A 13,972-nucleotide genomic window follows, 5' to 3' on the forward strand; every position below is an offset into this window, starting at 1 on the left:
CCTAATCGGACTTTAACCGGCGAGTTTTCATAAAAATAGCGTGGGTCGGGAGTTACCCCGTCGAAGATTTCCGCAGTAGATCGGCGACATCGGGGCGGGTCAGGAGGGTTTCTTGGACCTCCAATTCGCCAAAGCCAGAGCGGCGGTGACCGGGGATCAGCTCACCCAATTTGTCGCTCATATCATCGGGTAGGGCGGCACCGGTTCGGGTGTCGACCAACATGCTTTCGGCGGCGATGCCTTCGGCATAGATGATTTGATGGCTGTCAAACAGCATCTGGTAATAGTCGATAAAACCGCCAGTGACCGGCATGACCGTGATGTCATTCACCAAGTGACGGGCACGCACCAGAATTTCGGAGCGACCGGCCCCAATTTCATCGCTGCGTTGATAGATAAAAAGCCGGTGATCCGGACAGACCAAGAGATCACGGGTGTTGTTGAGCGTGCCTTCGCGGATCAGAATCGGGGTAAAGGCCCCAACGGCGCGGGCGGTGTGATGACCCAGCCAACGGATTTCTTGCGGACCATCATCGCGGGTTAAAACCCGGTCGCCAACGGCAAGGTCCTCGACCGGGCGTTGCGCGCCATTGGCCATGGTGATCATCGTACCGGCGGTAAAGGACACACAGGCAACCTGTGCAAAGCGTTGAAGGGCGTTGTCGGAATTGACGCCGACCAGAACATATTCGGCATTTGGGGTCATTTCCCCCAAGGGTAGCGTATAGATTTGGGCGACATTGCCGTCCTCATCGACTTCCACCAGAACAAGGCATTCAACGGTCTCGCCGCTTGGCGACATGAAGGTGACACAGCAATCGAGATGTAGATCAGCACCGGGTAGGCCCATGTCGGTGTCAGACGCGATTTGAAACGGTGGGTTGCCGCCGGTCTGCACCCGCATCCGCACGGTCGCGGCCAAGGGCGACAGGCGATAGACATCATCCGGCACCAGCTCATCCGCAAAGGAGAGGGAATCCCCCAGATTGGCCCCGTTGATCACGCGGATCATCTCGGCACGGTACACATGCAGGGTTTGAGCGGAGCGGTTGGTCTGGTTCGTACTCATGACACCTCGTGACAGGAAGCCCGGCTAGATAAACAAGAAACGAATCCCGGGCGGCTGTTGCATCTTGCATTGTATGATACCTGATTGTGGCATCAAATAGCCGTTGATCCGACCTTTTGTCGGCTGACACGAAACAACGGCCCGGAGGTGGGCCATACGAACAGGAGAGATCATGGATCTGGGGATTGCAGGAAAACGCGCATTGGTTTGCGCATCAAGCAAAGGTTTGGGCCGAGGATGCGCCGAAGCTTTGGCGCAGGCCGGTGTGGAGCTGGTGATGAATGCCCGCGGGGCCGAAGCGCTTGAGGCGACGGCGCAAGAGATCCGCGACACCTATGGCGTCAAGGTGACCACGGTTGCGGCCGATATCGTATCGGAAGAAGGGCGTGCCAAGGTTTTGGAAGTCGCGGGTGACGTGGATATTCTTGTCACCAACGCCGGTGGTCCGCCTCCGGGTTTGTGGTCCGATTGGGGGCGCGATGAGTTCCTTGCCGCCTTGGATGCCAATATGTTGACGCCGATTGCTTTGATGACGGAACTGATGCCAAAAATGGCCGCCAAGGGCTGGGGCCGGGTGGTCAATATCACCTCGCAATCGGTCAAAGCGCCGATCCCGCAATTGGGCTTGTCGAATGCCGCGCGCACCGGGTTGACCGGTTACGTGGCTGGCACCGCGCGTCAGGTTGCGCCAGAGGGTGTTATTGTCAACAACCTGCTGCCGGGTATTCACGCCACTGATCGCGCGATTTCGCTTGATACCGGCGTTGCCGATGCACAGGGCATTTCGATCGAAGAAGCCGCCGATCAACGCGCGGCCACCATTCCGGCGCGCCGCTATGGCACGCGTCAGGAATTTGGCGCGATGTGCGCGTTCCTGTGTTCGCAACACGCGGGCTTTATCGTGGGGCAGAACATCCTGCTCGACGGTGGCGCGACCAACGCAACACTCTAACCGAGAGCCCCAAAATCCATGCATGGATTTTGCAAATTCCGTGCACGGAATTTTGGGGCACCCAGATGACATTTAAGAGGTAGACATGGCACGAGGACCAGACGGGCAGGGCGGCGGCGCGGGGTTCTCGCTTGCCGATCAATTGTTTAATGAACAAAGCATCGGTGATTTGGCTGCGGAGTATCGCCAGTTACCGGGCTTTGATGACGATGATTTTGCCAACGAAGTCTTGGCGGGGTTTGGCGATCTTGGCCTTTTGGAACGGCTGGATTGGATTGCGACCTGTGTCGAAGATCGCCTGCCCACGGATTTCCCGGCCATGGTCGAGGCATTGCGCGCCGCAATGCCGCCAGAGCTTGACCCCAGCAAATCTGACGATGATTTTGGCCGTTTTATACACGCGGTGCCGGGCATTTTGGCGGTGCGGCACGGGGTGGAGGATCATCGCGACCTTGCGCTTGATCTCATCTATGACGCGACCAAGCGGTTTTCGATGGAGTTTTACATTCGCCCTTTCCTGAACCGTTGGCCCGACGAGACTTTGGCGCGGTTGGATGCATGGTGTGGCGATGACAACTACCATGTTCGCCGCCTTGTGTCCGAAGGAACACGGCCTCGTCTGCCGTGGGCGCGCAATATCGACATCGCCCCGGATGTGCCGTTGCGGTTTCTGGAGCGTTTGCACAGCGATCCAACCCGCTATGTCACCCGCTCTGTCGCCAACCATATGAACGACCTGTCAAAAGTGATGCCAGAGGAGGTTGTGACGCGTCTGTCGTCTTGGCAGAACACACAAGAGCAAACGCCCAAGGAGCTATCTTGGATGACCAAACACGCGCTGCGCACGGCGGTCAAACGCGGCGAGCGTGGGGCGCTGGATTTGCTGGGCTACCGGGCCGGGGATGTGTCGGCGACCCTCGCGATCAAAACCCCAAAGGTTACAATCGGACAGCCGTTGGAATTTGATGTGACGCTGACAAGCCCAGAGGCCTTGCCGGTGATGGTGGACTATCGTTTGCGCTTTGCCCGCCCTTCGGGAGAGGCGGAGAAAGTCTTTAAGCTCAAGACGGCAAAGCTGGTCAAAGGCACGCCGCTCACGCTGACAAAAACCCATAAACTCAAGGGCAATGCCAGCACCTTTACCCTGCATCCCGGCGCACATGGGATCACGGTTCAGGTCAACGGCCAAGACGTTGCCAGCGGTGATTTTGAGCTATTGGCGCAAGATTAGCGCCGCTTATGTGCGCCTGTCGACCTTAGAGCGCCCAACCTTGAACTTGAAACACGAATACCCTGCCATGCCTTCGGCACTCTCGGGACATTCGTGTCTCATGATGATTCAGGTTAACGGTCGGACGCTTTAGCCCAACGCTTTTCCAATTTTTGAATGGCTTTGATCCGATCACCGGGTTTGGGGTGGGACATGAACCACGCCGGAACCGGTTGCGACGTCTCGGCGCTCCAATGCTCGAGCTTTTCAAAAAGCGAGGTCAGAGGCGCGGTGCCAATCCCAGCTTTGGTGAGCAAGGCCGCCGCGTATTCATCGGCTTCAAACTCATCGGCACGGGACAATCCGGCGCGGTGCAAGCTCATAATCCGATCCGCGACCCAGCCACCAAAACCAAAGGTATAGCGGTTCAAGACCATCGCCAAAACGCTGCGCATGGCGTTTTGACCAAAAAAGTCATTCATCCGGGTTTTCGCATGACCAAGGGCCACATGGCCAAGTTCATGGGCGATCACCGATGTCAGTTCCTCGGCGCTGACCTCGCCTTTGACATGGCGATCAAGAAACCCACGGGTGATGAAAATGCGCCCGTCATGAGTGGCCAAGCCGTTGATTTGCGGCACTTCGTAAACGTGCACCTTGATCCGCGCCACCTCGAGCGCGGCCGCCAGTTGGTCAAGCAGCGGGACGAGAGAGGGCGCGGCCAAAGCCGTTGATTTGGCATCTAGCTCGCGCGCACTGCGCCAAGCGGAAAACCGGAACATGACGTATCCGTAGACCATCGCCAAAAGGAGGGGGGTAAGCTTTAGCATAGGGGGAATATGGGGCTATGGTCCGGTTAGGGCAATGCGTTGCGGCGCATCAACCGGGACAAACGTGTCAAAACTTCCAACGCATCCCAAAATTGGTCGAGCTGGCATCGTGATACTCAGTCGTTTTCTCGTCAAAACTGTAAGAGGTGTAGCCGAGATAGGCTTCAAGATTGGCTTTGTCGATCTTTTGGACCGCCTGAACACCCCAGGACGTTGTGCGTGAGCCATCGCTGACAAAGCCCTTGCCGGAGTAGTAATCGGCGGACAAGGCGGTTTGACCGGCACCCCATAGATCACCCTTCCAGCCGGCTTTGACATAGCTATAGGTTCCGCCATCTGGGGCACCCCCGGCGGCAATCCGTCCGGTCAACCCGGTGTCGATGTGATGGAGCGCAAAGGACAGGGCGTATTGTTCGCTTGTGTCACCGTCATCGGTTTTCCAAAGGTAGCCTGCGCCCGCCGCCATTTTGACGCCGCCGCTTTCTCCGTTCCACGACAGGCCAATGTCATAGTAATCGGCATCGTCCGTATCACTCAGAAGGTTGCGCCCCCAGGCGACGCCAAAAGTCAGCCCGTTGAAATCCGGCGTGTCATAGCGAATGCGGGTGCGGCGCGGGCCGTCATAGTCGTTGAAGATGCTGGAAATTTTGACGTCGCTAAGCTCGTCACTCTCTGCATCCCTAAGAAAGTAACCACCGGTGTAATCCGGGCGAAAGGTGCCTTGTGCCAGACCGGTGCCACTAAAATCCGCGCCTGAATTCCCGTCCGAGGCCATGCCGCCCTGACCAAGGGACAGCTTGCCGAAGCTGCCCGAATAAGAGACATCGACATGGCGGATTTTTGTTTCATCCCACTCCCAGACCGGATTGCTATTTTGGCTATGGGCCGAGGAGGCGGGCAACCCTAGGGCCGCCTCAAACCGGAAGGTCAAAAGGCCCGAAGAGGTTGGGTTTTCAAGGAAAACCCCGATGCGGGAATTTGACGCCGAACTGTCACTCAGAGAAGCGTGAGTCTTTTTGCCGTCATCAAAAGTGATGTAGGCGGGGTTGAGTTGCCCGTAAAAGGTCGCGGTGCCACCAGACCCATTGGCATAGGTGAGTGGGTCCGCCAAACCGGGTGTTGCTAGGATCATGCTGGTGCCGCAGAGCAGGTGCCGGATCATGAAAACCTCCTGAGGTTGGGTCTTGCTGTATCACAGATCTGTCTTCACTACCAAAGCTTGTTAGAACATGTGTCTGGTCGTTTTGGGGGCGGTCTGACTCATTGTGTTTGTTGGAAAAAGGGGACTCGCAAAACCGCTTCAGGATGCCACGTATCCGGAATGAAAAAGGCCCCAACCGCAAGGTTGAGGCCCGTTTTAGCGTTTCAAAGGGGCCTGCACGCGGGCAATTGACCCTTATGCGAAATACCCAGCAAAGGCGTCACGGCTGATCTGAGACAGCTCGGACAACGGGGCTTCGGAGCCGCCGAATTTGACCGTGTCGCCGGTGAATTTACCAACAGAGGAGATGGGAACCCCGGCCTGACCAGCGGCCATCATCAGGGCTTCGGCCTGATCAAAGTTGCAGGCGACCAAATAGCGGCCCTGATCTTCGCCAAACAGTTGCGCTGTGTCGTCGGTGTCGAGCTGAACGCCAACGCCCGAGGCTTCGGCCATTTCAAAGGCCGCCAGTGCCAGACCGCCATCCGAGAGGTCAGAGCAGCATTTGATCAGCGCGCGTTGGTCGCGGATGAAATCGCCGTTGCGCCGTTCCGCCGCCAGATCAACGGCGGGTGCGTCGCCGTCTTCGCGGTTGAACACCTCGGCGAGAAGGGCGGATTGGCCCAGATGCCCTTCGGTTTCGCCAATCAACAGGGCGACATGACCGTCGCGGGCATAGTCAAGGATCGGCTCTTCGTCGGCGGCAATCAGGCCAACGGCGCCGATGGTTGGTGTCGGCAAAATGCCCTGACCGTCGGTTTCGTTATAAAGCGAGACGTTGCCCGAAACGATCGGCATATCAAGCGCGATGCAGGCCTGACCGATGCCGTCCAACGCGCCAACAAACTGGCCCATGATCTCGGGCTTTTCGGGATTGCCGAAATTCAGGTTGTCGGTGGTGGCCAAGGGTTTTGCCCCGGTAGCGCAGAGGTTGCGGAAGGCTTCTGCAACGGCTTGCTTGCCGCCCTCAACCGGATTTGCCTTGACATAACGGGGGGTTACGTCACTGGTAAAGGCCAGTTGTTTGTCGGTACCATGCACGCGGATCACGCCCGCGCCATAACCCGGAACGCGGACCGTGTCGGCCATCACTTGGCTGTCGTATTGCTGGTAAACCCATTCGCGGCTAGAATAGTTGGTCGATCCGATCAGCGCCTTGAGCGCGTCGATGCCATCAACCTGTGGCACGTCTTCGAGCGGGTCCGCCGCAGGCGTGGCGACCCACGGGCGGTCATATTCGGGCGCGGTCGAGCTGAGTTTCGACAGCTCCATATCGGCTTTGACTTCGCCGTTGTGCACGATGAGGAAGCGGTCTTCGGCCAGTGTTTCACCGACGACGGCAAAATCGAGATCCCATTTGACGAAAACGGCGCGGGCTTCGGCCTCTTTCGCCGGGTCGAGAACCATCAGCATCCGTTCTTGGGATTCCGATAGCATCATTTCATAGGCAGTCATGTTCTCTTCGCGCTGGGGCACGTTTTCGAGATCAAGACGCACGCCAAGTTTGCCCTTGTCGCCCATTTCAACGGCGGAACACGTGAGGCCAGCGGCCCCCATATCCTGGATCGAAATAACCGCGCCGGTCTGCATCAGCTCAAGCGTGGCTTCCATCAGACGTTTTTCGGTGAACGGGTCTCCGACCTGAACGGTGGGGCGTTTTTCTTCAATAGAATCATCGAATTCCGCCGATGCCATGGTGGCACCGCCAACACCGTCACGGCCGGTTTTCGCCCCGAGGTAAACAACCGGGCGACCCACACCAGAGGCGGCGGAGTAGAAGATTTTGTCGGCATCCGCGAGGCCCGCCGCAAAGGCATTCACAAGGCAGTTGCCATTATAGGCGGGGTGAAAGCGCACTTCGCCGCCAACGGTCGGGACACCAAAGGCGTTGCCGTAGCCGCCAACACCTTCGACCACACCATGCACAAGCTGGCGGGTTTTGGGGTGATCTTTTTCACCAAAAGAGAGCGCGTTCATCGCCGCGATCGGGCGGGCACCCATTGTAAAGACGTCACGCAGAATGCCGCCAACACCAGTGGCCGCACCTTGGTAGGGTTCGATGTAAGATGGGTGGTTGTGGCTTTCCATTTTGAAAACAACAGCTTGACCGTCGCCAATGTCAACCACACCGGCGTTTTCACCGGGGCCACAGATAACCTGAGGGCCATCAACGGGCAGCTTTTTCAGGTGCAGTTTTGAGGATTTGTAAGAGCAATGTTCGTTCCACATCGCGCTGAAAATACCAAGTTCGGTGAAGGTGGGTTCGCGGCCCATGATCTCTAGAATGCGGTCATATTCTTCGGCGTTGATCCCGTGGGATTCAATCAGCTCTGTGGTGATGGCCGGTTCGGTCATGGGGGTCCCCTAATATCGTAGTGGCAGGTGTTGCGCGCTCTTTACGACAAGCATCACGAAAGGGGAAGGGGGAAGCGCAGAGGGGGCGGCAGGAGGGGCAAGCCCCTCTTGGCCTTTGGCCAATTCACCCCGGGATATTTTGGGAAAGAAGAAGACAGGCGGACGGGGGTTAAAGGGGCGCGCGGTGACGGTAATGCGGCGGTCGGGGTTTGGGCAACGGGGCTATTTGGACAAAACTGCGCGAGCTTGGGGGAGATTGGGTAGGGGTGTTTGGGGCGAGGGCGGACGTTGCGCGTGGCAATCAGTACGATACTGGCCGAGTTTGGGGGAGATTGATCAAGGGGCGAGGGCGTGGCACCCGAGCCGGGTGGTTTTTGGTTAAAAGCGGTTAGGATAGGTTAAAAGCGGTATGCTGGGGAGTGCGGGCACGTGTTTTGGCCCGCGTGCCTTGGAAAGGCCTTCGCGCTGCTGATGCCTTGTCTTGGTCGGAAACACAGGGGAGTTGCGGACGGCCGCGCGCCCGACTGCGCCATGACCCTAGCGCAGAATGGTATCGGGGCGGGCGGTGTTGCGTTGGTCCAGTGTGAGAACGGTGGGCGTGACAATCGGGGTTTTGTCATCGTTGAAAAAGGGGGTGACCTTGGCATTCCCAGCCAGCGCGGTTTTCGCGGCACGCCAGAACATTGAATAGACCGCACCGGGGACGCCGCGCTGGCGCACCTTGCTCGAGGCGGCGGCGGTGTTGGCGTGACAGCTTACGCGGCCATAGTGATCATGGCCTATGGGCAGCACAGCACCGACAAAGGGCATCGTTGGCGTGGGAAGCGTGTTGGCGATCGGGGTGTTGCAGCAGGTGGTGTACCAGCGCAGCAATCCCTTGGGACTTAGGCGCATTACGCCGAGGTGTTCTTGGCCCTTGTCAAAAACAAACTGGTCAGGTGTGGTTTGAAAGATCTGGGTGCCACCGTTTTTGAGAAACCCGTCTTCGACGCCAAGGTGGCGCGGTTCGCACTGACAATCGACGCAGTAGCACATGACATGACGCCCGGCGGCCCCTTGTTTAATATGCCATGCAACTTTGCCGCAACGACAGTTTAGCGAACATTTATCGGCCATGTCGTACCCTTTACTTTGGTTTCACTCAGTCCTTAGGCCCATCGGGACGCGACAAGACATACCACGCCGCCCCCGACAAACAGATGGCTTGGATGATCAACACATGTACCGGCAAACGCAAGGCGAGGCTGAGCAAAAATGCCGCGAGCATCATGCCTCCTGCCAGTTTCTTGTGTTTGCGGGCGATGGCACCGTGATCTTCCCATGCCAGAATGGGTTCGCCAAAGGTTGGGTGGGTTTCGAGCCAGAGGCGTAGGCGCGGCGAACCTTTGCCAAAGCAAAAGGCCGCAAGCAGGACAAAAGGTGTGGTTGGCAAGATTGGCAGGACAATACCAATCACCCCAAGCGCGAGGCTTAGACCGCCAAATAAAACCCAAAACGGGCGGGCCAATTTATGATGTGGTTTGTCGGACAAGAGATGCGCCTGTGGTTGTTGAATGGCAACATGGCGCATCATGAGGCGAATGCAAGGGGGGCGGGATGCAAGGGCGCGACAGTTGGGTCTTTAAAGAAAAAAGGCCGAGCTCAAAGCTCGGCCGAAGTCCAACAGGGAGGTGATGGTGCTGCTATTGCTAGCGCGTCACCATCATGTGCTGAATATGGCATCGCTTTAGGAACGATCAAGAATAAAGATGTCGCACCTGCAGCATTGCCGCTATGCGTTGTGCGCATACCACACTGTGCTTTTCTCGCATCGGTTGTATTTGAACTAAGTCTGATCGCTTAGTGCGCGTAGGGATCGGCGGTGTTCGGTGATTTCCTCTTGGACAAAATCGCGGAATGCAGAAACGCGCTTAGATTGACGCAATTCCTCGGGATATGCCAGAAAAACAGGCACTTCTACGGATTCGACTTCGGGGAGAACCCGCACGACCTGGGGGTTTCCGTCGATAATATAGTTGGGCAAGACACCAATGCCGAGATTGGATTGCACCGCCTGCAAGACGCCAAAGTAGTTGTTGACGGTCAGGGTGGTCTTAACGATCGACAAGAGTTGTTGATTGAGCTGCAAACCGGCGCTGACCTGCGCCGATTGGGTGTTTTGGCAGATCAAACGGTGATCTTGCATGTCCTCGACGCTTTCGGGGGTGCCGTTTTTTTCGAGGTATTCGGGGGAGGCATAGAGGCGCATCCGAATGGCCATCAGCCGTTTGCGGATCAGATCGGCCTGACTTGGTTCTTTCATACGGATGGCGACATCGGCCTCGCGCATGGGGAGGTCGAGCACGTTTTCGGCCAGCATCAGGTCAATTTTGAGATCGGGGTATTTTTCGTAGAACTTGGCAAGGCGCGGGGCGAGCCACATGGCGCCAAAGCCATGGGTGGTGGTGACGCGCAATTCGCCAAACACTTCTTCTTCGCTGTCGTGTATGCGGGCGGTGGCGGCCTCGATGCGTTTGACCATCGCCGAGGTGGCGTCAAACAACAGCTCACCTTGTTCGGTGAGGATCAACCCGCGCGCATGGCGGTGAAACAGTGTGGTTTTGAGCGAATCCTCGAGCGCCCGGATTTGCCGGGACACAGCCGATTGCGACAAATGCAAGGAATCACCCGCATGGGTGAGACTGCCTGCATCAGCGACCGCATGAAATATTCGTAGCTTGTCCCAGTCCATAATCGCAACTTTCGCCTCTGTTAGCGCCGTCTTTACGACATAACCTCATAGATTAAAGGGAACATAACGTAACGGGTGAAAATAACAAAAAATTCCCTATACAGGTCAGCAATTGTGACCTAATATTGCCCGAAGATAAAGTACACTTCGGCGAGGGGAGGCGCGCGATGAGCACTCAAAAAGTTTCACTGAACGACCGTTTTGATCTAAGCAAAGATCAAGTTTTGCTTAATGGCACACAGGCTCTGGTGCGTTTGATGCTCACCCAAGCCGCCCGTGACAAGGCCGCGGGTCTTGATACCGCTGGCTATGTCACCGGGTATCGCGGATCGCCGCTTGGTGCGGTTGATCTTCAGATGACCAAGGCGGAAAAATTCCTAAGCGCCGCGCAGGTTAAGTTTCAAGAAGGTCTTAACGAAGACCTGGCCGCCACCGCATTATGGGGCGCGCAGCAGGCGGAATTGCGCGGCGAGGGCAAACATGACGGTGTGTTTGGCCTTTGGTACGGCAAGGGGCCGGGGGTTGATCGCTCGGGCGATGTGATGCGTCATGCCAATATGGCGGGCACCTCGCAATATGGCGGTGTGTTGATGGCCATGGGTGACGACCACACTGGCGAAAGTTCGACCGTGCTGCACCAATCGGAATGGGCGCTTGTTGATGCCTATATGCCGGTGGTGTCGCCGGCAGGTGTGCAGGAAATCATCGATTATGGCATTTATGGTCTGGCACTATCGCGCTATGCGGGAGTCTGGGTTGGGTTGAAAACCATGAAGGACACGGTTGAAGCCACAGCCGTTGTTGATGGGCGTCCAGAGCGGATGCAGGTTGTTTTGCCGAGTGATTTCGAAATGCCCGAGGGCGGGTTGAACATCCGACTTGGTGACACGCCCCATGCGCAAGAAACGCGCATGATTGATTACAAACGGTTCGCCGCCGAGGCGTTTAGCCATGCCAACAAAATGGACAAACGCATGTGGGGCAAGCCGGGTGCCAAGATCGGTTTTGTTTCGGCGGGCAAGAACTGGCTCGATCTGCAACACGCGATGTCGTTGCTTGGTGTTGATGAGGGTGAGGCCGAACGGCTTGGCATCACCACCTATAAGGTCGGGCAAACATTCCCCTTGGATATGAAGGGCTTTAATGAGTGGGCCGATGGCCTTGATCTCATTGTTGTTATTGAAGAAAAACGTAAACTGATCGAGGTGCAGATCAAAGAGGCGATCTTTGACAACCGCAAGGGGCGGCGGGTTTACGGATGGTACAAGGGGGGCACCGGCAACCTTGGCCGCGAAGAATTGTTCCCAACCCGCGGGGCGCTTGACCCGATTTGGATCGCACAAAAGCTTGGTCAGATTCTGATCGAAGAGGGGCGCGGCACCGACGCGATCCAAGGTGGGTTGACGCAGTTGGCGGAAATCACCCGCGCCGATAATGCCGAAGAAATCGCTACACGGACGCCGTGGTTCTGTTCGGGTTGCCCTCACAACAGCTCGACCAAAGTGCCCGAAGGGTCGCGCGCCTATGCCGGGATCGGCTGTCATTATATGGTGCAATGGATGGACCGCGAGACCTCGGGCTTTACCCATATGGGGGCCGAGGGCGCAAATTGGGTCGGCGAAGCACCGTTTTCCAATACCGAACATGTGTTCCAAAACCTTGGCGATGGCACCTATAACCATTCTGGCGTTTTGGCTATCCGCTCTGCTTTGGCAGCGGGCACCACAATGACGTATAAAATCCTTTATAATGACGCGGTGGCCATGACCGGCGGCCAGCCTAACGAAGGTGGGCTAAGTGCGCCGCGCATTGCCGCCGAAGTGATGGCTATGGGGGTGCGCACTCTCGCTGTGGTTTACGACGAAAAAGAGGACGTTGATCAAAGCCTTTTCCCAAAGGGGTTGGAGTTCTTTGAACGGGCAGAATTGCCGAATGTTCAGGCGCGCATGGCCAAGACCACAGGCGTGTCGGTGATCCTATATATCCAGACCTGCGCGGCCGAAAAACGCCGCCGTCGCAAGCGCGGGTTGTTCCCCGATCCGGACAAGCGGGTGTTTATCAACACCGATGTCTGCGAGGGCTGTGGCGATTGCGGGGTGCAATCCAACTGTGTGTCCATCGTGCCAGCCGAGACCGAATTGGGTCGCAAGCGAGCGATTGATCAATCGTCCTGCAACAAGGATTTCTCATGCGTGAACGGCTTCTGCCCGTCCTTTGTGACGGTTGAGGGCGGCACGGTGAAAAAGGCCGCGACCCGTGAATTGGAACTTCCTGATCTAAGCGAGCCGCAATTGCCCACGATCAACGGCACCCATAACGTGGTGATCACCGGGGTTGGCGGCACCGGAGTTGTGACCATCGGCGCGGTTCTGGCACAGGCGGCGCAGGTCGATGGCAAAGGCGCGGCGATGATGGAAATGGCCGGGTTGGCGCAAAAGGGCGGGGCGGTGCATATCCATCTGCGTCTGGCCAATAAACCGTCTGATATCAGTGCGGTACGTGTTGCCACCGGCGAATGTGATGCGCTGATTGGCGGCGATTTGGTGGTCTCGGCGGGGGCGAAAACCCTTGGTCTGACAAGCACGGGCCGGACCGGCGCGGTGGTCAACAGCCACGAGATTGTCACCGGGGCCTTTACGCAGGAACCGAATTTCGCATTGCCATCCGACCGCCTGCAATTGGCGTTACAAGCGCGGATGCAGGACAAGGTGGCCTTGTTTGATGCCTCGGACCTGGCCAAGGCGACGTTGGGCGACAGCATCTTTTCCAACATGATGATCCTTGGTGCGGCGTGGCAAAACGGGTTGGTCCCGCTAAGCCATGAGGCGATCACCACGGCGATTGATCTGAATGGCGCAGCGGTTGAGAAAAACCTACGCGCCTTTGAGATTGGGCGTTGGGCGGCGGAATTCCCAAGCGAAGCAGCGGATTTTGTCACGCCAAACGTGGTTGATATGCCCAAGAGCCTTGAGGACAAGATCGCCTATCGGCGTGATCATCTTGTGGCTTATCAGGGCAAGGGACTGGCCAAGCGTTACGACAAGTTGCTGGCGCAGATTGGTGATGATGCTTTGAAAGAAGCGGTGGCCAAGGGCTATCACAAGCTCTTGACCTATAAGGATGAATACGAGGTGGCACGTCTTCATTTGGACAGCCATGCCAAAGCATCCGAGGCCTTTGATGGTGATCTGAAAATGACCTTCCATCTTGCACCGCCCTTGTTGTCAAAGATGGGTCCAAACGGTCGCCCGGCCAAAAAGGAATACGGCGAGGGGATGCTGCGTTGGTTCAAGTTGCTGGCCAAGATGAAAGGGCTACGCGGTACGCCGTTGGATGTGTTTGGTCGCACAGAAGAGCGCAAAATGGAGCGCGCTTTGATCAAGCAATATGAGCGGGACATGGCCGAATGGTTGCCCAAGGCGGCGCAGGTTGATGGCGATGCGTTGATGGCGCTGGCCGAGTTGCCCCTGCAAATCCGCGGCTTTGGGCCGGTGAAACAGGCCAATGAAGCCAAGGCCGCCAAGCGCCGCGAAGAGATTTTGGCGGCGTTGAAGCAAGGGCCGGAGGTGCGGGCGGCGGCGCAGTAGAACCCCGCCGATCTGCCCGATCAGATCAGAATTTGGT

10 protein-coding genes are annotated in these 13,972 nt (G+C 57.2%); 3 read left to right on the forward strand and 7 right to left on the reverse strand.

What is annotated here, in order from left to right:
• Window positions 1-52 precede the first annotated feature (52 nt).
• A complete protein-coding gene (locus tag Q1A43_RS18920; RefSeq protein WP_299937797.1) occupies window positions 53-1,069 on the reverse strand; it encodes a Hint domain-containing protein in 1,017 nt (338 codons plus the stop codon).
• A 172-nt stretch (window positions 1,070-1,241) separates the two neighbouring features.
• Here Q1A43_RS18920 and Q1A43_RS18925 point away from each other — a divergent pair, with 172 nt between their 5' ends.
• On the forward strand, window positions 1,242-2,021 hold the full coding sequence (locus tag Q1A43_RS18925) for an SDR family oxidoreductase (RefSeq protein ID WP_299921371.1): 780 nt from the start codon (window positions 1,242-1,244) through the stop codon (window positions 2,019-2,021).
• Between the two features lie 85 nt (window positions 2,022-2,106).
• Window positions 2,107-3,252, forward strand: a complete 1,146-nt coding sequence (locus Q1A43_RS18930) for a hypothetical protein (RefSeq protein WP_299937799.1) — start codon at window positions 2,107-2,109, stop codon at window positions 3,250-3,252.
• Between the two features lie 113 nt (window positions 3,253-3,365).
• On the opposite strand, the gene Q1A43_RS18935 is transcribed toward Q1A43_RS18930, so the two are convergent.
• The 6 genes from Q1A43_RS18935 to Q1A43_RS18960 form a co-directional block, all read right to left on the reverse strand.
• On the reverse strand, window positions 3,366-4,061 hold the full coding sequence (locus tag Q1A43_RS18935) for a M48 family metalloprotease (protein WP_299937801.1): 696 nt from the start codon (window positions 4,059-4,061) through the stop codon (window positions 3,366-3,368).
• A gap of 67 nt (window positions 4,062-4,128) precedes the next feature.
• Entirely contained in the window at window positions 4,129-5,223 is a 1,095-nt protein-coding gene (locus tag Q1A43_RS18940) for a porin (protein ID WP_299937804.1), read from the reverse strand.
• A gap of 234 nt (window positions 5,224-5,457) precedes the next feature.
• A complete protein-coding gene (gene purL / locus Q1A43_RS18945; RefSeq protein WP_299937807.1) occupies window positions 5,458-7,617 on the reverse strand; it encodes a phosphoribosylformylglycinamidine synthase subunit PurL in 2,160 nt (719 codons plus the stop codon).
• Window positions 7,618-8,154: 537 nt separating this feature from the next.
• Window positions 8,155-8,733 (reverse strand): DUF6151 family protein, encoded by a 579-nt coding sequence (locus tag Q1A43_RS18950; protein WP_299921381.1) that lies wholly within the window; start codon window positions 8,731-8,733, stop codon window positions 8,155-8,157.
• Between the two features lie 25 nt (window positions 8,734-8,758).
• The gene (locus Q1A43_RS18955) at window positions 8,759-9,190 is read right to left on the reverse strand and encodes a YbaN family protein (protein WP_366139969.1); all 432 of its coding nucleotides are present in this window, start codon (window positions 9,188-9,190) and stop codon (window positions 8,759-8,761) included.
• Between the two features lie 252 nt (window positions 9,191-9,442).
• The gene (locus tag Q1A43_RS18960; protein WP_299921383.1) at window positions 9,443-10,348 is read right to left on the reverse strand and encodes a LysR family transcriptional regulator; all 906 of its coding nucleotides are present in this window, start codon (window positions 10,346-10,348) and stop codon (window positions 9,443-9,445) included.
• A 167-nt stretch (window positions 10,349-10,515) separates the two neighbouring features.
• Between Q1A43_RS18960 and Q1A43_RS18965 the strand changes: the two genes are divergently transcribed.
• Complete coding sequence (locus Q1A43_RS18965) at window positions 10,516-13,935, forward strand: indolepyruvate ferredoxin oxidoreductase family protein (RefSeq protein ID WP_299937810.1); 3,420 nt, start codon at window positions 10,516-10,518, stop codon at window positions 13,933-13,935.
• Window positions 13,936-13,972 lie beyond the last annotated feature (37 nt).

This window comes from uncultured Pelagimonas sp., assembly GCF_947498515.1.
GTDB lineage: Bacteria > Pseudomonadota > Alphaproteobacteria > Rhodobacterales > Rhodobacteraceae > Pelagimonas.